The sequence below is a fragment of the Streptomyces sp. RKAG290 genome (genome assembly GCF_023701695.1).
Taxonomy (GTDB): domain Bacteria; phylum Actinomycetota; class Actinomycetes; order Streptomycetales; family Streptomycetaceae; genus Streptomyces.
Map to the genome: position 1 here is coordinate 7342895 of NZ_JAJOZC010000001.1, position 19239 is coordinate 7362133.

General features: G+C 74.0%; 8 protein-coding genes and 3 pseudogenes. 3 read left to right on the plus strand and 8 right to left on the minus strand.

Going from position 1 to position 19239, the window contains the following annotated elements; all coding sequences use genetic code 11:
- Positions 1-30 precede the first annotated feature (30 nt).
- From LNW71_RS32550 to LNW71_RS32560, 3 genes are all read left to right on the plus strand, one after another.
- Entirely contained in the window at positions 31-888 is an 858-nt protein-coding gene (locus LNW71_RS32550; RefSeq protein ID WP_250971457.1) for a hypothetical protein, read from the plus strand.
- A gap of 74 nt (positions 889-962) precedes the next feature.
- Entirely contained in the window at positions 963-1205 is a 243-nt protein-coding gene (locus tag LNW71_RS32555) for an acyl carrier protein (protein WP_250971458.1), read from the plus strand.
- Positions 1206-1215: 10 nt separating this feature from the next.
- Positions 1216-1902, plus strand: a complete 687-nt coding sequence (locus LNW71_RS32560) for a 4'-phosphopantetheinyl transferase superfamily protein (protein ID WP_250971459.1) — start codon at positions 1216-1218, stop codon at positions 1900-1902.
- A 27-nt stretch (positions 1903-1929) separates the two neighbouring features.
- Here LNW71_RS32560 and LNW71_RS32565 read toward each other — a convergent pair whose 3' ends face one another.
- From LNW71_RS32565 to LNW71_RS32605, 8 genes and pseudogenes are all read right to left on the minus strand, one after another.
- Positions 1930-3759: a GldG family protein gene (locus LNW71_RS32565; protein WP_250972231.1), complete on the minus strand. Its 1830-nt coding sequence runs from the start codon at positions 3757-3759 to the stop codon at positions 1930-1932.
- Between the two features lie 65 nt (positions 3760-3824).
- Complete coding sequence (locus tag LNW71_RS32570) at positions 3825-5240, minus strand: condensation domain-containing protein (RefSeq protein ID WP_250972232.1); 1416 nt, start codon at positions 5238-5240, stop codon at positions 3825-3827.
- Positions 5241-5314: 74 nt separating this feature from the next.
- A complete protein-coding gene (locus tag LNW71_RS32575) occupies positions 5315-5581 on the minus strand; it encodes an acyl carrier protein (protein ID WP_250971460.1) in 267 nt (88 codons plus the stop codon).
- On the minus strand, positions 5578-5802 hold the full coding sequence (locus tag LNW71_RS32580) for an MbtH family NRPS accessory protein (protein WP_250971461.1): 225 nt from the start codon (positions 5800-5802) through the stop codon (positions 5578-5580). The genes LNW71_RS32575 and LNW71_RS32580 overlap by 4 nt, the downstream gene beginning before the upstream one ends.
- 4 nt (positions 5803-5806) lie before the next feature.
- Positions 5807-8824 carry an amino acid adenylation domain-containing protein gene (locus LNW71_RS36615; protein ID WP_250971462.1) on the minus strand — a complete coding sequence of 1006 codons (3018 nt, stop codon included), beginning with the start codon at positions 8822-8824 and terminating at the stop codon, positions 5807-5809.
- Positions 8821-10319: pseudogene (locus LNW71_RS32590) on the minus strand (AMP-binding protein). The gene LNW71_RS36615 and the pseudogene LNW71_RS32590 overlap by 4 nt, the downstream one beginning before the upstream one ends.
- Positions 10316-15866, minus strand: a pseudogene (locus tag LNW71_RS32595) (amino acid adenylation domain-containing protein). Before LNW71_RS32595 ends, LNW71_RS32590 begins: the two co-directional pseudogenes overlap by 4 nt.
- A pseudogene (locus tag LNW71_RS32605) lies at positions 15863-19127 on the minus strand (amino acid adenylation domain-containing protein). Before LNW71_RS32605 ends, LNW71_RS32595 begins: the two co-directional pseudogenes overlap by 4 nt.
- Positions 19128-19239 lie beyond the last annotated feature (112 nt).

Here is a 19239-nt window from a genome sequence, read left to right on the forward strand (position 1 = left end):
GTTCGATCACCCCAGAGGGAGCGGTTTCCCATGAGCACAACCGGCATCACGGCCCTGCCGGACAGCGGCCTCAAGAGCCCGGGGCCCGGTCTGATCCCGCTGGATCCGGTGCACACGGCCCTCCTGAACGGTCTGGACGCACTCCTCACACGGCTCGCCGGACGCCTCGGCGCCCCCGAGGTGGTGGGTCCACCCCTGCTGCCCGCCGACGGTCTGGCCAAGCTCGACTACTTCCGCAACTTCCCCCAACTCGGCGTCTCGGCAGGGGGATTCGCCCCGGAGGCGCTGGAAACCCTCGCCGCGGGCGGACCGCCCGACGGCCTGCCGCTGCGGCCCACGGGCTACCTGCTGCCGTCGGCCACCTGCTACGGACTGCTGCTCTCCCTGGAAGGAAGCGATGTCGGGGACGAGGGCCTGCGCCTTTCCGCCTCCGGCCGGTGCTTCCGCAACGAGACCCACTACGACGCTCTGCGCCGGCTCTGGGGTTTCCACATGCGAGAGGTCCTCTACCTCGGCACCAAGGACGGCGCCGTCGAACACCTGGAGCGCGGGGCGGAGTTCGTCCAGGAGACGGCGGGACTGCTGGGCCTGGAGCTCACCCGCGCCGCTGCCGACGACCCGTTCTACGACAAGGGCGGCTCGCGGGCCCGGCTGATGGCGCTCGACCCGGTCAAGCACGAGTTCAGCGCCCCCGACGGGACGGCCATCGCGTCTGTCAACCGGCACCGCAACTTCTTCGGCGAGCGGCTGGACATCCGCGCCGGCTCCCACGGATCGGCGTACAGCGCGTGCGTCGCCTTCGGCGTCGAACGCTGGGTCCACGCCATGATCCTCGCCCACGGCAGCCCCGTGCGGGCGCTCGAAGTGCTGCGCGCCGCCGGCATCTGAACCGTTGGAGCCCGGGCCGTCGAACGGGACCGGCAACCAGCAGAACCCCGAAGAGCAAGGAGCAACCGCGCCCCATGGAACGTGTCATCGCATGGCTGCACGAGAAGAACCCCGGACTCGACGAGGTGATCGCCCCGGGCGAGGACCTCATCGAAGCGCGCCTCATCGACTCGATGGACTTCCTGGAGTTCATCGACCTCCTGGAGGAGATCTCCGGCAGGAGTATCGATCTCCAGGAAGTCACCATCGACGACTTCCGTACGCTCGACCGGGTGGGCGAGCGCTTCCTGGCCCCTTCCGTGCCGGCCGCAGGGTGAGCACCCGACCGTGACCGACGCCGTGGCGCCCGCGCCACAGGCGGCCGTGGTGGCGGTCGCGGCGACCCGGGAGGTCCTGGACCACCCGGAGCTGGACGAGAGCCTGCTCCGGCCGTGGGAGCTGCGGCGGCTGACCGCAATCCGTGTGCCGAGCCGTCGCGACGACGTCGTGGCGGCCCGGCTGCTGGTGCGGCTGTGCGCCGCGCGCTTCACCGGACGGGCGCCGTGCGACACCGTGCTGGACCAGCACTGCCCGGACTGCGGCGGGTTCGGGCACGGCCGGCCCTCGCTGCGTACGCATCCCGGCGTCGGCCTCTCCTACAGCCACGCCGACGGGCGCGTCGCGGCCGCCGCCGGACCGGGGCCGATCGGCGTCGACGTCGAACCCGCGGACCGCCGCCCCGGCCCGGTGCCGGTGCTGGCGCGGCTCCTCCCGGAGGCGGAGGTCCGTGCCGCCGCCGGCCTGGCCGACCCGGGCCCCGCGCTGCTGCGGCTGTGGGTCCGTCACGAGGCACTCCTCAAGGCCGGCGACGGCACGCTCCCGGTACGGGACTGGACGGACCCGCCATGCCGGGCCGTGGTGGCGGTGGCGGCCGCAGGACCGCTGCGGACCCTCACGACCGGGCCCGCCCGCCCCGCCGGAGAGCGGATCGGCGGAGGCGGACCAGGTCCGACAGCGGTCAGCGACCCGTGGTGACTTCACGCCACGAAGACGGCTGCCCGCTCACACCGGCGGATGGCTCACCAGCACATCGTCGAAGGTCGCCGCGAGCAGCCGCCCCGCGTACGAGGCCAGAGCCCTGACCGCCGGGAAAGGGCCGCCCAGGGCGAAGGGGACGTCGGCGGTGACGGGCGGACGCGTCAGCAGCCCGTCCGGACCGACGGCGTACAGACGGGCGTTGAGGACGGTCAGCGCGGCCGCCTTGCCCGCCGGCCCCAGCACGGCCCACGGCGCCTCGGGGTGCAGCGCCGGTCGATGGTGCAGGGTGTCGTCGTGCGGGGTCACGGCGAAGAGCGTGTTGTCGCACATCGCCAGAGCACTCGTCCCGGCGGGTACCCTTCCCGCCGGGGTCCAGGGAGCCGGCCCGGGCACCGGTGCGCGCGTGAGCAGTTGGTCGTCCGCTCCGACGGCGAGCAGGGCCAGCGGCACGGGGTTGCACGCCTCGCGCGGGGCGGCCAGGCACCGGATCTCCGGCGCCGGTCCGGGCGCAGGCGGACAGGCGGCCCACGGCATGTTCTGGTCGGACGGCTCGCGGTGGAGCAGGGTCCTGCCGTCCTCGGCGACGGCGAAGAGGAGCCCCTCGCAGGCGGCGAGCGCCCGCAGCCGTGGCGCCGGCCCGACGGTGTGCCAGGAGGGCCGGGGAGACGTACCGCCGAGACGGTCGAGGACGTTGCGGGTGATCCGGTCCACGACCGGATCGGGCAGTGCCCGGCCCCAGTTGATGGTGGCCGCGTTGAAGACGGTGCCGGCGCCCATGCGGAAGACGCCCATGGTGGCCCAGCCGCCCTGCCCGTACGCACGCCAGTGCCGCAGGTCCGCGGTGGCGAGGACGGCGAAGGAGCGCGGGGTGCCGTCACGGCCGGTGGCCCGGGGCACCCCGGCCGACCAGTCGAGTTCGGCGGCGTCCGTCTCGTAGCCGAGGGCGCCCCGGGCGAACCCGTCCCCGTCGCGGAGTCCGGTGCCTTCGAAGACCCAGTGGCCGGCGAACCGGACCGTGTAGGAATCGCGGCCGATCACGGCCATGCCCTCGCCCCACGCGCCGGCGCCGTTGCGGAAGCTGACCCCGGTCATGGAGTTCTCGGGGCGGTCGACGGGCGAGCTGGACCACTCGACGGTGGTGCGGCGCGGATCCACGGCGGAGACGGGGTCGGTGGAGGCGTCGCGGTGGCAGACCATCGTCCGGCCCCCGTCCTCCAGGCGGATCTGCCACCAGGCGGTGTTACCCGCGAAGACGGCGAGGTTGCCGCCCTTGCGGACGAAGGTCTCGACACTGTCACGCATCTCCGCGGACCAGTACTCGTCGTGCCCGTTGATCACCAGCAGCCGGTAGGAGGACAGGAGTTCGTCGCCGTCGTGCAGGTCGAGGCCGGAGCAGAACTCGACCGGGTACCCGGCCTCCGGGAGCCAGCGCAGCAGCGGCTCCTCCCAGCGCTCGGGCGGCGGACCGCCCCCGGGATCGGAGAGGGACACGCGTGCGGCGCGGCCCGGCTCCTCCGCGTAGTAGATGCTGCGGCCCGGCTGCCCCGCACGGTGATAGGCGCGCCAGGTGGTGAAGGGGATGGAGACGAGCACGGAGGAGGTGGCCGCGGGCCGGGCCGCGCGGACGACGAACCACACCTCGTGTTCGGCGTCCCGCTCCGGAGCCGGTGTCTCGGGGCGGTCGTCATGGAAACTGGCCACGTACAGGGAACTGGGCCAGTGGGGCGGCACGTCGAGGGTCCAGCCCGTCCCGTGAACGGGTACGCGGGTCATCGGGCGCTCGGTCACCACGTCGGTGACGACGACGTGACCGGTCAGCGGGCCGCCGTCGCCGGCGCTCACGCCGAATCGCATGCTCCCGCCCTGGACGCAGGACGTCGTCTCCGCACGGGCCAGCGGCCGCGCGACGCGGCTCGCGCTCATCGGCCGGAACCTTCCGTCGCGAGGAGTCCGGGCAGCGCCGCCAGCCGGGGCGGGGCTCCGGCCGACGAGGACACGATGACCTCCTCGATGGCACGGAGGTGGGCGTGGATGGCGGCAGGCGGCAGGAACGCGGTGTCGGCGGTGAGGGTGACGGTGAGCGCGCTGTCGTCTCCGCTCACGTGCAGGCAGTACCGGCAGGCGACGCGCTCCTGCGTCGCCGGGAAGTCGAGCACGCTCCGGCGGCGGAGCGCGGTGAGCTCGTCCGCGCGCGGCGGCGTACGGGAGGCGGTGGGGCGTTCCGCCAGCCGCATGTCGTTGAAGCAGCAGTACGGGTGCACCTCGCTGCCGCGCTCGTGCGCCGCCCGCTCCAACAGGGCGTCCCAGCCGGCGGGATCGTAGGCGGCGGCGCGGTACCCGGCCAGCGCGGCCGGCCAGGCACCCGCCAGCAGGTCGGTGAAGTCGGCTTCCGGACCCGGGACATCGTCCATGCGCAGCACGAACAGCGCGTCCTGGGACAGTGTGCTGACCAGGTTGCGGTGGCCCTGCGCCGCGCGATTGCCCGCGATCGGCATGACCGCCGCCACGGAGTGCCCCTGGTCGGCGGCGACCAGCGCGGCCGATGCGGTGAGGAGCACGGTCGAGCCGCTGACCCGGTGGGCGGCGGCCAGCGCCTCGACGGCCGGGGGGAGGGCGACGGAGAGCAGCCGGCCCGTCCAGAAGCGGGGGCTGCGTGGCGGCCCGGCCGGAGCGGGGAACATCGTCGCCGGGGCCTGCCGCAGACCGTTCTCCCAGTGGGCGAGCGCGGCCTCGCCGGAGCGGCGGCCCGCCGGGGAGGCCTGCCGGCGTGCGAGATCCAGCGGCGTCTCGGCGCAGGCGGGACCGGCCGACCCCCGCCGCACCAGCAGTCGCAGATCGCGGACCAGGATCTCGGCGCCGTGCCCGTCGGTGGCCAGATGGCACAGCGCCAGCACGACGTGCGTGACCCGGCCCTCGTGGCGGACCACGCCGATCCGTACCGGCCACTCGCGTGCGTAGTCGAAACGGCGGGCGGCCAGGGACGACAACAGGCTCTCGGCAGCGACCCCGGTGCCGGCCGGGTCGGGCTCGTCGTGGACGCGTACCTCCACCAGCCCCTCGGCGTGCAGGAGTTGGCGGGGCTCTTTGTCGGCACCGGCCACGATCATGGTGCGCAGCGCCTCGTGGCGGACGAGCAGCGCGGCGAGCGCGCCCGCCAGCCGGGGCAGGTCGACAGGCGCGCCCCGGTCGGCGAGGGGCAGGACGCGGCCGATGTTGAAGTAGTGGTCGTTGGGAGCGGTGCGGCCGATCGCGTGCCAGATCGCGCGCTGGCCCCAGGTGAGCGGGGCGTCGCCGGACCGTCCGCCCGTGAACCGGACCGTCGTCGTCGCTTCCACCGGGGCCCGGTCGGCGTCCGGTGCCTCCCGGTCCGCGCCCACCGTGCCGGCGACCGCGTCCGTCGCCGCCGCCGTCACGGGGTGCCCTCCGCGGCCAGACTCCGCACGCGGGCGGTGAGCCCGGCGAGACCTTCGGTGTACAGCGCCCGGTCACCCAGGTCGATGAGGACGCCGTACTCGGACTCCAGGCCGTCGGCCAGCCGCAGCAGGGAGAGCGAGCTGACGCCGAGTGCGGCGAGCGGCTCGGCGGAGTCGACGATCTCGGCGGCGGCGACCTGGCCGTCCGTGGCCCGTTCGACGAGCTGGGCAAGGCGCTGACGGGTCGGGGCGGGCGTGCTCACCGGGCACCACCGGACTGCCGGGCGGCCTCGTCGGCCAGCCGGCGGCGCAGGCTGAGCGGCCGGATGTCCGGCCACACCTGGTCGACGTGCGCGACGCACTCCTCCTCGGTGCCGCTGAAGCCCTCCGCCCGCCAGCCTGCGGGCAGCGGTGTGCCGTCCTGCCAGAGGGCGTGCTGCTCCTCGTCGTTGACGGCCACGAGATAGCGGGTCGGATCGCTCATGGGGTTACTCCTTGCGCAGTGCGGCGACGGCGGCGGTGACGCCGTGCACGGTAGGGGTGTCGAAGAAGACGTCCAGGGGCACGTCCACGCCGAGGTGGTGGTGGATGCGGGCGGCGATGGCGGTGATGGTCAGTGAATGGCCGCCGAGGTCGAAGAGGTCCTCGTCGGGCCCGAGGTCGTCCAGCTCCAGGACCTCGCGCCAGATGGTGAGCACCGCGTCGGTGGTGGGGTCGAGCCCGGCGTCCGCACCGGCGGCAGCGGGCCTGCTCCGGTCCGGGGCCGGCTCCGGCAGCGCTGCCCGGTCCAGCTTGCCGTTCGGCGTGAGCGGGAAGGAGTTCAGCACGGTGTACGTGCCGGGCACGGCGAAGGCGGGGAGCGTGGTGGACAGGTGGGCGTGCAGCTCCTGCGCGGTGGGCGCCGGGCCGGCCGGGACGACATAGGCGCTCAGCCTGCGGTCGCCGTCCGTGCCGTGCACCGTCGCGGCGGCCTGGGCCACCGAGGGGTGGGACGCCAGCCGCGTCTCGATCTCGCCCAGTTCGATCCGGTGACCGCGCAGTTTGACCTGGGTGTCGGAGCGGCCGAGGTAGACGAGACCGCCGCCGGGCAGCCGCCGGACCAGGTCGCCGGTGCGGTACATGCGTGATCCCGGCGGGCCGTACGGGTCGGGGAGGAAACGCGCGGCCGTCAGTCCCGGCCGGTGCCGGTAGCCGTGGGCCAGGCCCGCGCCGCCGAGGCAGAGCTCACCCGCCAGTCCGTACGGGACGGGGCGCAGCCGTTCGTCGAGGACGTAGGCGCGGGTGTTGGCGAGCGGTTCGCCGATGAGGACGTGTCCGTCGTCGGTCACTGCGGGTTCCGCCAGGGTGGACCAGATGGTCGTCTCGGTCGGACCGTAGACGTTGACGAGCCGCTTGCTCACGGCGATCAGGTCCGTGGCCAGGGACGGGGGGAGCGCCTCGCCGCCCGTGAGCGCGGTGAGCCCCGCCGCCTCGCCGGTGAGACCGGCGTCGAGGAGCAGTCGCCACCCGCTGGGAGTCGCCTGGACGTGGGTGACGCCCGCGCCGCGGATGAGGCCGAGGAGCGCGGGACCGTCGCGGTGGCCGCCCTCCGGTACGAGGACGACGCGCCCTCCGCTGATCAGGGGCAGGAGCAGTTCCACCGCGGAGATGTCGAAGGACAGCGAGGTGAGCCCCAGCCAGCGGTCCTCGGGGCCGGAGTCCAGATGGTCGCGCAGCGCGCCCAGGACGTTGGCGAGCGCCGCGTGGGGTACCTCCACCCCCTTGGGGCGCCCGGTGGAACCGGAGGTGTAGAGGACATACGCGGGATGGGCGGGCGTCGGGCCCGTGGGCAGCGCCGGGGCGTCCGTGCCGTCGGGCGCGAGATCGGCCGGTACGAGGTCGCCGGGGCCGTCGGGGTGCGCGGTGACACGGAGTGCGAGACGGGAGTCGGACCGGATGAAGGCCAGCCGCTCCGCCGGGTAGTCGGGATCGAGGGGCAGATAGGCGGCCCCGCAGGCCAGGGTGGCGAGGACGGCGACCAGCTGGTCGCGCCCGCGGGGCAGCCCGATGCCGATGAGGGTGCCCGGGCCCGCACCGCGGCGGCGCAGCGCGGCGGCCGCGTGTGCGACGAGCGCGGAGAGTTCGCGGTAGGTGAGGGCAGCCTCGCCGCGGACGACGGCGACCGCGTCGGGGTGGGCCGCCACCGCTCGGGCGAAGAGCGCGGGCACGGTGCACCGGGCGAGGTCGGGCCGTGGGTCCGGCGCGGCGAGCTGCTGCGACCGCTCCAGGGGCGCGAGCAGGGGCAGGTCGCCGACCGGTGTGCCGGGATCGGCGAGTACGCCGTCCAGGAGGGTCGTCCAGTGTCCGGTGATGCGCTGTACCGACTCGGCGCCGATGGCGTCGGCCCGGTACTGCAGGCTCACGTCGATCTCGGATCCGGAGTCGACGACCTGGAGGTGGAGGAGGTTGCGCGCGGTGCCGCAGAAGCCGGTCCAGCGCACGTCGGCGCGCACTCCGGCGCCGAAGTCGGGCAGCTCCGCGGCCGGGCGGCGCCGGTAGCTGAGGGAGAGGGGGGTGAGCGCGGTGCGTGGGGTCAGGCCGCGCACGGAGCGGCCGAGCGGGACGGCCCGGTGCCGGTAGAGGGCGCGCAGTTCGGCGCGGACGGTCTGGGCCCAGGCCGCGAACGGCGCGTCGGGGTCCGCCGCGCTGAAGAGGGGGAGCTCGTTGACGGCCAGCCCCAGGCCGACCGCCTCGCCTCGCGGGCGCAGCGACAGCTCGACGGCCGTGACCGGGGCCGGGTCGCCGTAACGGCCGAGCAGCGCGTGCCAGGAAGCGGTGAGGAGTTCGAAGCGGGTGAGGCCGAGCCGGTGCGCCGTCGTGTCCAGGAGAGCGGTCCGCCCGGCGCCGAGGCCCCACGACATCTCGGCGCCCGGTGCCGGAGAGGTGCCGGGGGTGGGGGAGGGGGCGAGCCCCGGCAGCGTGGGCGTGGCCGGCTCGCGCCAACGAGCGGCCCAGTAGGCCTGCGCGTCCGTCAGGGCATCCGGGGATGGCTCGGCCGCCGGTCGCGGGGTGACAGGAGTGAGCGGACCTCCGCGGTAGGCGGTGGCCAGGTCACCGACCAGCCGGTCCTTGGACTCGCCGTCGAAGACGAGGTGATGGGCGGTCAGGAGCAGGACGTGCCGCTCCGGCGTCAGCCGGAAGAGGACGAAGCGGTGCAGCGGCCCCCGGGTGAGGTCGAAGGGAAGTGCCCGCTCCCGGCCGAGGAGTGTGCCCAGTTCACCGGCGGTGCAGTCGACGACGCGCGGACGGGACGGCTCGGTGCCCGGCCGGGGTGTGCCGTCGGGGGTGAACACCGTGGTGAGGGCGGGGTGATGGGCGGCGACGGCGGAGCAGGCCCGGACCACGCCGTCGGCGTCGACGGGTCCGTCGAGGTCCACGGTCACCGTCAGGTGGTAGGCGGCAGCGGTGTCCAGAGTGCGCTCGGTGAGCCAGACGCCGTGCTGGGCGGGGCTGAGGGTCGCGTTCACAGGGTGGCCTCGGGGTGGTCGTGGGCGAGGAGCCGGCGCAGGTCGCGTTTGAGGACCTTGCCGCCCTCGTTGCGGGGCAGTGCGTCGCGGAACAGCACGGTGGCGGGCAGTTCGTGGACGGCCAGGTGATCGAGCAGGAAGATCCGCAGGGCGGCGGCGGTCAGACCGGCGTCGGCTACGACCACGGCGGTGACGACGCTCCCGAGCACGGGATGCGGGACTCCGACGACGGCGGCGTCGCGTACCTGCGGATGGGAGTGCAGCGCGTTCTCGACCTGGAGGGTGGAGACCTTGTGGGCACCCGACTTGACGACGTCGCGCTCCCGGTCGAGCAGGTGCAGGAAGCCTTCCTCGTCGACACGGCCGAGGTCGCCCATGCGTACCCAGCTTCCTTGGAACACCTCGCTGTCCGCCTCGCCCAGATACGCGCGCGGAGCCGCAGGAGCGCGCAGCCACAGCTCGCCCGCCCGGCCTGCCGGGACGGGGAGGCCTTCGGCGGTGGTCACGCGCAGATCGGCCAGGGAAGCGGGCCGGCCCAGGGAGGCGGGACGGGCCGGATCGAAGAGCAGGGTGATCTGTGCGGGCGCGGCCTCGGTGGACGTGTAGTAGTTGACGATCTGGGCCTTCGGGAAGGCCCGGCCGAGGGCGAGCGCGACCGGCTGGGGCAGGGCGGCGGCGGTGGAACCCACCAGGCGCACGGAGTCGCGCGCGCCCGAGGTCGTGGCGTCGGCGAGGGCAGGTGACGCCAGCAGTTCGATCGCCATGGCGGGGACGAGGAAGACGCTCCCGATGCCGTGTTCGGACAGGAGACGGAGGAACCGGGCCGGGGTGAACTGCGGAGCGGTGACACAAGTGGCGTGCGCGTTGAGCGCGTTGACCAGCATGGTCTGTCCGGCGTTCGTGCCGACCGGGAAGGCGTGCAGGAAGGCGGCGGAGTGGCGCAGCGGCCGGCGGCGCTCGTCCAGCGTGCAGCCGTGAGCCAGGTTGGCGTGGCGGGCGCCGACGGCCTTGGGCGTTCCGGTGGTGCCGGAGGTGTAGAGGATCTGGGCGAGATCACCTGGTGCGGGGTCGGGCAGGTCCGGCCGCGCGGGATGGCCGTCGGCGTCGGATTCGGTCAGCACGCTCGTCCCGGACGGGACCGCGGCCGGGAGGTCCGGTCCGCCGTGCAGCAGGAAGCGGGCCCCTGAGTCGGCGAAGACGTACTCGGTGGCGGCGGGCGCGGACCGGTCGGACAGCGGGACCGCCACCCCGCCGGCACGCAGCACCGCGAGGAACGCCACGGCGAACTCCGTCCACCGGCTCGTGCCGTGGTGCAGCACGACGCGGTCCCCGGCCGCAGTCCGGCGGAGCGCAGCGCGCAGGCGTAGGCACCCGAACGGGCCTGCCAGGAAGCGAAGTCGAGCCGTTCCCGGCCCGTGACGAGGGCCGTGCGGTCACCGTGCGCGGCGGCACGGTGGGCGAGCAGGGCGGGCAGGGTGGCGGCCGCGTGTGTCATGTCCGGCTCGCCTTCGCGCGGCGGGCGGCGGCGATCCGGGCACGCTCGCGCAGGCCGACCAGATCGTCGGGCTCGGCTTCGGGGACATCCCGGTCGAAGCGGGCCAGTACGGGAAGGCGCAGGCCGAGCGCGACCATGCCGAGCATGGCGCATCCGAACAGGACGTACATCAGGGCGATGCCGCGCCCCGGTCCGGTGCCGATCAGGGGGCCGAAGACGGGGGCGAGTGCCCCACCGGGCTCCATCAGCGGTCCCAGCAGTGCGGAGCCCAGCGGCGCGATGACCCCGTGGCCCAGCGGGAGAGTGGACCAGGCGACCAGGGTGTTCAGGGCGAAGACACGGCCGTGGAAGCGCTGGGGCACCTTGACCTGGACGATCGTGGAGTAGACGCCGTTGACGAGCGAGAGCGCGAACGACATGCCGAACGCTCCGGCGGCGATCACCCAGAGACTGGCGTGCAGCCCGGTGACGGCCCGGCCAGGGCCAGGAGCGCCGCGATGCCGAGCATGCCGCGCAGCCGGTGCCGGCGCGGGCCGCCCCAGAACCCCATGACGACCCCTCCCAGGATCGCTCCGGCGCCGCCCGCGACGGCGACCCGCGCCGCGCCCTGGAGGTCGTCGAAGGCGAGGACCAGCGGGGTGATGAGCAGGAAGAGGGGCGAGAGGAAGAGGTTGAGGCCCGCGAACCACAGGAGCATGGCCCGAAAACCCCGGTTGCGCCATGAATGGGTGAAGCCGTGCCGGATCTCGGAGACGAGGGACTCGCGCCGCGTCCACGGCAGGGTCCGGGGGAACTTCACCGCGAGCAGGATGCCGATGGCCAGGGCGTAACTGACCACGTCGATGACGAGGATGCCGCCGAGACCGATCGCCGCCATGAGCGCCACGGCGACCAGCGGGACGACGAACTGCGCTGTACCGAAGGCGAGTTGCACGATGCCGTTGGCGTGGCCCAGGTACTGCTTGGGCACGAGCTGCGGGACCGCCGAGGCGTAGGCGAGCCGTTGGAACGTCAGGGCGAGGGAGAGCACACCGAGCAGGACGTACACCTCCCAGGAGTGCAGGTTCCCGGTGAGGAGCAGGGCGAGGAGCCCGGCCTGCGTGGTGCAGGCGGCGAGGTCGCCTGCGAGCAGCACCGTACGCCGGTTCCACCGGTCGACGAGGGCTCCCGCGAGCGGGCCGACGAGGATGCCGGGGACCATCGCCACGACCGCGTACAGCGCGTACCGGGTGAGGGAGCCGGTGTTGAGGAGGATCCAGAGGGGGAGGGCGAACTCGGTCAGTGCCGAACCGGTGATGGAGACGAGCTGTCCGCCCGCGACCAGCAGAAACCGGCGCATGCTGGGTTCGGGCCCGGACTCCGCGCCCTCGCGCGGCTGTTCCGTGGCGGGCGGCCCGTCCGCCGGTTTACCGGTGGTCACCGGGAGGGGGCCGGTGTCCCCGTGGAACCACCACGAATGCAGCGGATCGGCGGCGGGGAGCTCGTCGGTCAGGCCGTCGCGGACGGCGAGGTGCACCGTGGTCACCGCCTCGGCGACCTCGGAGGCCCGGTACTTGAGGAAGAAGTGACCGCCCTGGTCGATGACGGCGACGGCGGAGCGTTCGGCCAGCAGGAGCCACTCGCGGTAGCGCTCCTGGTAGAAGTCGGCGGCCGGGTCCTGGTCGCCGATCAGAGAGATCAGCGGAGCGCGCAGCCGCGGCGCGCCGGCCGCGACCTCCGCCATGGCGCGCGTGAAGTAGTCCTCGGCGGCCTGGGAGTCACGGCGCATGTTGCCGATGATGAAGGCCGCCTGCTCCTTGTCCAGGTCGGAGGTGTTCACGCCGAGCCCGGTCAGCCAGTTCGCGTACACCCGGTCACCCAGCAGGGGTTCGAGGGAGGCGACGCGGCTGAGCGCGCTGAGCACCCGGCTGCGCGGCCGGGCGAAGGGGAACTGGGCGCCGGCGTAGACGGCCTCCAGCGGATGGCCGGTCGCCTCCAGCAGCCGGGACACGGCGATCGCCAGCGCTGTCCCGACGCCGCAGTGGCCGTAGACGACGACGGGTCCCTCCGTCCGCTCCCGCACCTCGCCCGCGATGCGCTCGGCGAGTTCGTCGAACGGCACGGACTCCTCGATGACGCCGACGTCGTGGCCCGGCACGGCGACGGCCCACAGCTCGACGTCGGAGGGCAGCGCGTCGGCGACGGGCTGGTAGACGACGGGGCTGCCGCCGCCGTAGGGGACGCAGACGAACGTACGGGTCCGGTGGGCGGCGGACACGGGCGGGGTGAGCCGGTGCAGCAGGGGCCTGGGGGAGTCGTCGCGCTCGTCCCTGGCGGCGACGGCGGCCAGGTCGCGGATGGTGCGGTGGGTGAAGAGGTCCATGACGCTGACGGGCTGCGCGCCCGCCTCGATGAGCCGGCCGCGGGCCCTGGCGACGACCTGGGTGGCGAGCAGTGAGTGGCCGCCGATGTCGAAGAAGTCCTCGTCCGTGCCGACCTCCGTCAGCCCCAGCACCTCGCTCCAGATATCGGCGAGCAGCCGCTCGGCCGTGGTCGTGGGCCGGGTGGCACCGGCTGCGCGGCGCAGCTGGGGCGCGGGCAGGGCACGGCGGTCGAGCTTCCCGTTGGGGGTCAGCGGCAGCGACGGGACGACGGCCACCACGGCGGGGACCTGGTGGTCGGGCAGCACCCTCTTGAGCGCCGTACGGAGCCGTGCGGGTTCGGGCTCGTCCGAACCCGCCGTAGCCACCACGTACCCGACGAGGCGCTTGTCGCCCGGCCGGTCCTCGCGCAGGACGACGGCGGCGTCGGCGACACCGGGCTGGGCGCGCAGCGCGGCCTCGGTCTCGCCGGGCTCGATCCGCAGTCCGCGCAGCTTGATCTGCTGGTCGACGCGGCCGAGGTGCTGGAGCGTGCCGTCCGGGCGGCGGCGGGCCAGGTCGCCCGTGCGGTAAAGGCGGGAGCCGGGCGGGCCGTACGGGTCGGGCACGAAACGGGTCGCGGTCAGGCCCGGCCGGCGGTGGTAGCCGAGGGCGACGGCGGTGCCGCCGATGTGGAGTTCGCCGGGGGCGCCGGGCGGCACCGGGCGCAGGGCCGCGTCCAGCACGTACAGCCTCGTGTTGTCGATCGGCAGCCCGATCGGCACCGTCTCCAACGGGCCGGTGCACTCCCATGAGGAGACATCGACGGCGGCCTCCGTGGGCCCGTACAGATTGGCGAGGGAGCAGTGCGGCAGCCGGCCGGTCAGCTCGCGGGCGGCGTCGGGCGGGAGTGCCTCTCCGCTGCTGACCACGCGGCGCAGCGTCGTACACCGCTCGATGCCCTCCTCGGCGAGGAAGACCGTCAGCATGGCGGGCACGAAATGGGCGACGGTGACGCCGGCGGAGGCGATGAGGTCGCGCAGGTAGCCGCTGTCCTTCTGGCCGCCCGGCTTGGCGAGGACGAGGCGCGCACCGGTGGCCAGCGGCCAGAAGAACTCCCACACCGACACGTCGAAGCCGACCGGGGTCTTCTGCAGGACGGCGTCGTCCGCTCCCAGGCGGTAGGCGTCCTGCATCCACTGGATGCGGTTGGCGATCGCCCTGTGGGTGTTGGGAACGCCCTTCGGCCGGCCGGTGGAGCCGGAGGTGTAGATGAGGTACGCGGTGTCGTCGGGGCTGGGTCCCACCGGCCCGCGGCGCGATCTGGGCGGCTCCACGGGATCGTCCAGCAGCATGACCTGTGCGGTGCAGCCGTGCGGAGTGGGCAGTCCGCGCTGGGTGAGCAGCACGGGCGCATCGCTGTCGGCGAGCAGGAAGGCGAGCCGTTCGGCCGGATAGCCCGGCTCCAGGGGGGCGTAGCCCGCGCCGGTGCGCAGGATGCCGAGCAGTCCGGCGACGAGTTCGGGCGAGCGCTCGGAGCAGATGGCCACCAGGCTGCCCGGGCCGACCCCCTCGGCCGCCAGGCGTGCGGCGATCCGGTCGGCCTGCGCGTCGAGCTGCCGGTAGGTGAGGGCAGCCCGGCCTTCGACGGCTACGGCGACCGCGTCGGGGGTGCGGGCGATCTGCTCGGCCACCAGCGCCGTGAGGGTGGTGGGCGCACGGTCCAGCGCGGTGTCGTTGAACCGGACCGTCTCGAAGTCGTGTTCGTCCGGGTGCGTCCGGCGAGGCCGGAAAGCGGGGTCTCGGGGGCGGCCGCCACGGCTTTCAGGAGTCTGCCGAGGTGGTCGGCGAGGCGCGCGATGTCGGACGCGTCGAAGAGATCGGTGTTGAAGTTGAAAGAGCCGTGCAGCCCGTCGGGCCACTCCTGGAGGAAGAGTTCGAGATCGAAACGGGTCCCGCTGGCCCGCACCCCGAAGGGTTCGGCCGTCAGGGCGGCGTCCGATCCGGCGTCCCGCTGGGTGGCGTAGTTCTGTACGGCCAGGACGGCCTGGAAGACGGGCGGCCGCGCCACGTCGCGGGGCACCTTCAGCTCGCTGACCAGCTGCGCGAACGGCAGCTCCTGGTGGGCGTAGGCGTCGAGGCAGGTCTCACGGGTGCGGCGCAGCAACTCGGCGAACGAGGGATCGCCCTCCAGCCGGGCCGGAAGGGGGAGGACGTTCACGAACATCCCGACCAGCGGCTCGAGTTCCGGCTCGGGCCGCCCGGCCACCGGGGAGCCCACGGCGAAGTCGCGCTGACCGCTGTAGCGGGCCAGGAGGATCTGGAACGCGGCCAGGAGAACCATGTGGACGGTCGCGTCGTGCCGGCGCCCCAGTGCCGCGAGCCGGTCGAGGAGGGTGCGGTCGACGGAGAACGCGTGCCCGGCGCCTTCGAAGGTCTGACGGGGCGGGCGGGGGTGGGAGAAGGCGAGCTCAAGCGGCTCGATCCCGGCGAGTTCGCGGGTCCAGTGCGCGACCTCGGCAGCGAGCCGCTCCCCGCTGAGCTGCTCGCGCTGCCACAGGGCGAAGTCGCCGTACTGCACGGCCAGTTCGGGAAGCGGGTCGGGATCGCGTGCGACGCGCGCGGCGTAGCCGCGCAGCACCTCACCGAGCAGGACCTCGCTGGACCAGCCGTCGCTGACGCTGTGATGGACCACCAGGAGCAGCACGTGGTCGTCGTCCGCGAGCCGGATCAGGAGCGCTCGCAGCAGCGGCCCTTCCTCCAGGTCGAAGGGCACGGCCGACGCCTCGTCGACGAGGCGTTCGGCCTCGGACAGGCCGCCGGCCTCGGCCTCGGTGAGGTCGGCCGGCCCGGGCGGGTCGATGACCAGCACAGGGCGCCCGTCGTCGGTGGCCGGGTACCGCGAGCGCAGCGTCTCGTGCCGGGCCACACTCGCGTCCAGAGCGGCGCGGAGAGCGCCGGCGTCCAGCGGGCCGCTCAGCCGGCGGACCACCGGGATGTTGTACGCGGCGGTGCCCGGCGCGAACTGCTCCATGAACCAGAGGCGTTCCTGGGCGAACGACAGCGGGACAGGGGTGCCGGGGTCCCGGCGGGGCACGGTGGTGCGGGCGGCGGCGCGTGAGGCCAGCCGACGGCGCAGCAGTTCCTTCTTGGCGGCCGAGAGGCGGGCTGCGGCGGGTTCGGCCGGGTTGGCGGTGGCGGCGCTCATGAGGCGGGCCGGCTTCCTTCCAGTGCGTCCTGCGCGGCGAGGAGTTCCTCGGCCGCCGTGTCCGACAGGGCGTCGATCTCGGCGGTCAGGGCGGCTTCCACGGCCTCGGCGAAGGCGGCGACGGTGCGGTGGGTGAACAGGGTGCGCAGGGGGACGGCGAGGTCGACGGCGGCGCGGATACGGGCGACGACCCGGGTGGCGAGGAGCGAGTGGCCGCCCAGGTCGAAGAAGTCGTCGTCGGCGCCGACGGGTCCGGTGCCGAGCACCTCCCGCCAGACGTCGGCCACGAGCTCCTCCGCCTCGGTCCGGGGCGGTACGTGCACGGGACGGACGGGCGAGGCGGCCCCGGGGTCGGCAGGGCCGCCCGCTCCACCTTGCCGTTGGGAGTGAGGGGCAGCCGGTCGAGCACGACCCAGGTGCTGGGGACGAGATGCGGCGGCAGTACGCCGGACAGGTCCGCGCGCAGCCGCGCCGGGTCCGGGGCGGGCGTTGCCGGCGCCGGAACCACGTGGGCGATCAGCCGGTCCTCGCGGGCGGACACCACGGCCTCGGCCACACCGGGAAGGGCGGTGAGGGCGGCCTCGACCTCACCGGGCTCGATCCGGAATCCGCGCACCTTCACCTGGCCGTCCAGACGGCCGAGGAACTCCAGCTGTCCGTCGGCGCGACGGCGTACCCGGTCGCCCGTGCGGTAGCGGCGGGCTCCGGGCGGCCCGTCCGGGTCGGGTACGAAGGCACGGGCGGTCGCGCCGGGACGCCCCAGATATCCGTCGCCGACACCGGCCCCGCCTGTCACCAGCTCCCCGGGCGTGCCGGGCGGCACGGGCGTGCCGTGGCGGTCCAGCACGGCGACGGTCGTCGCGCCGATGGGGCGGCCGATGGGCGGCCTGCGCAGCTCGTCGGCCGCGCCGAGGTCCGCGGTGGTGGCGATGACGGTGGTCTCCGTGGGGCCGTAGGAGTTCACCAGTCGCACGGTGTCGCCGAAACGGCCCCGCCAGCGGGCGACCGCCTCGGCGCGCGCCTGGTCGGCGCCCAGGATCAGCAGGCGCAGCGAGTCCGGCCACGGAGTCTCGTCCAGATCGGCGACGAGGTGGTGCCAGTACGGGGTCGGCAGGTCCAGGACGGTGACACCGGCGGCGTACGGTTCGGCGAGCTGGTCGGGGAGGGCGGCGCCGGGCCGGGCCGTGACGAGGACCGCGCCCGACGCGAGTGCCGGGAAGATCTCCTCGGCGCTGGTGTCGAAGGAGAGCGAGGCGCCGTGCAGGACGCGGTCCGCCTCGCCCAGGCCGTAGCCCTGGCGCATCCAGGCGACACGTGCCGCCAGCGCCCGGTGCGGTATGAGGACGCCCTTGGGCGTGCCGGTCGAGCCCGAGGTGTAGATGACGTACGCGGGGTCGTCCGGGCCCGCCTCGTGGTCGGGTCCAGGGAAAGGCCCGGTCGGATCCCCGGAGCCGGGCCGCGGCGCGACGGACAGGACGGGGAGGTCGACGCTGACGCCTGCGACGGGCCCGCCGTCCGCCGTCAGCAGGAGCGCGGCTCCGCTGTCCCGCAGCATGAAGTCGAGGCGTGCGGAGGGGTATTGCGGGTCCAGAGGGAGGTATCCGGCACCGATTCGCCAGGCGGCGAGCATCGCCACGACCGGCTGCGGACCACGGGGCAGGCAGAGCGCGACGAGGTCCCCGCGGCGGACGCCACGGGCCAGCAGCCTGGAGGCCAGGGCGCGGGAGGCGTCGGCGAGTTCACCGCGCGTGAGGCTCTCGTCGGGTCCGACGACGGCCAAGGCACCGGGGGCCGGCGCCGCCGCCCGGTCGATCGCGGCGAGGACCGTCGGGGGGTGTGCCGCAAGGGCCGGCCCCGAGGTCTCCTCGCGCTGCAGCGCAAGCTCGTCCTCGTCGAGCAGCGGCAGCAGGTGCACGGGTGTGTCGGGGGCTTCCAGGGCGGCGCCCAGGAGCACCTCGAAGCGGGCGGCGATCCGGGCGGTCCGCGTCGCGTCGAGGAGATCGGTGCGGTAGCCGAAGACGGCGTGCAGATCGTCTCCTTCCGGGCGCACGTCCAGGGTCAGTTCGAACTTGGCGGCGGTGTGGCCGCCGTCGCCCTCGGCGCACACGAGATCCGCGAAGCGGTGCTCGCCGAGAGCACCGCCGCTCTGCGTGTGCACGGTGAGGAGGGTCTGGAAGACAGGCGTGCGGCCGGTGTCGCGGTCCTGTCGCAGCTCCTCGGTGAGCCGTTCGAACGGCACGCGGCCGTGCGTCAGGGCACGGAGCCAGTCGCCGCGGATCCGCCGCAGGACGGCGTCGAAGGTCGGGGTTCCGGCGAAGTCCGCGCGCAGGACCAGGGTGGAGGAGAAGTAGCCCACGGTCCGCTCGCTGTCGACCGTGGTCCGTGCCGCGGTGGGCACCCCCACACAGAAGTCGTCCTGGCCGGTGCAGCGGTGCAGCAGAGCCTGATAGGCGGCGGCGATCACCATGAACGGGGTGAGGCGCCGCGCGCGGGCGAAGGACTCCACCGCGGCGCCCAGGCCGCGCAGCACCTGGGTGTGGTAGGCGCCGCCGCTGCCGGCCACGTCGGGGCGGGGGTCTTCGAGGGGCAGCGCCAACGGCGAGGAACCGCTGAGCAGTTCACGCCAGTGGTCGAGGGCCGCCGAGGCCTCGGGGCTGTCCAGCCATGCGCGCTCCGCGACCGCGTGAGCGAGATAGGACGGTGGCTCCGGCAGATCCACCGCCCCGCCCTCGCGGTGGGCACGGTAGTGCGCGGCGAGCTCGGAGCGCAGGAGACCGAGCGACCAGCCGTCGGCGACGATGTGGTGCACCACGAGACAGAACGTGTACGCGCTCTCCCCGGTACGCAGCAGTGCGGCGCGCAGCAACGGACCTTCGGCCAGATCGAAGGGGCGATTGGTGAACTCGCTGATGCACGAGGCGATGCCGGCGTCGGAACTGCCCCGCAGATCGCGGGTGTCGAGCGGAAGGGGGACGGCGGATCGACGACGACGTAGGGGCGTCCGTCAACGGCGGGGAATCGGCTGCGCAACGCCTCGTGCCGACCGGCCACCGCATCCAGGGCGGCGCCCAGTGCCTCCGGCGAGAGCGGCCCCGTGAACCGGAGAACCAGCGGAATGTTGTAGGCGGCGTCGCCCGGTTCGAACTGGTCCAGGAACCACAGACGCTCCTGCCCCACGGAGAGCGCGGCCGCGGCGTGAATCCCGGCCGGCCCCGTATCGCACGCCGGCGCGGAGTGAGGCTGCTGGTCGGATACGGGCATGACGCTCCTGGGGACCGGGCCATGGACGGTCGGCCCGAACTGGCTGAAAACGCATGCGTGTTCCGCATGCGAAGGGTGAAGCGCGGAGGGGGGACAGCTGCCCTGATGGGCT

What these genes read in the sequence shown, in the direction of transcription:
- LNW71_RS32550 (WP_250971457.1), top strand. Translation starts at nt 31, where the DNA reads ATGAGCACAACCGGCATCACGGCCCTGCCGGACAGCGGCCTCAAGAGC.
- LNW71_RS32580 (WP_250971461.1), bottom strand. Translation starts at nt 5,802, where the DNA reads ATGAGCGATCCGACCCGCTATCTCGTGGCCGTCAACGACGAGGAGCAG.
- LNW71_RS32565 (WP_250972231.1), bottom strand. Translation starts at nt 3,759, where the DNA reads ATGCGATTCGGCGTGAGCGCCGGCGACGGCGGCCCGCTGACCGGTCAC.
- LNW71_RS32555 (WP_250971458.1), top strand. Translation starts at nt 963, where the DNA reads ATGGAACGTGTCATCGCATGGCTGCACGAGAAGAACCCCGGACTCGAC.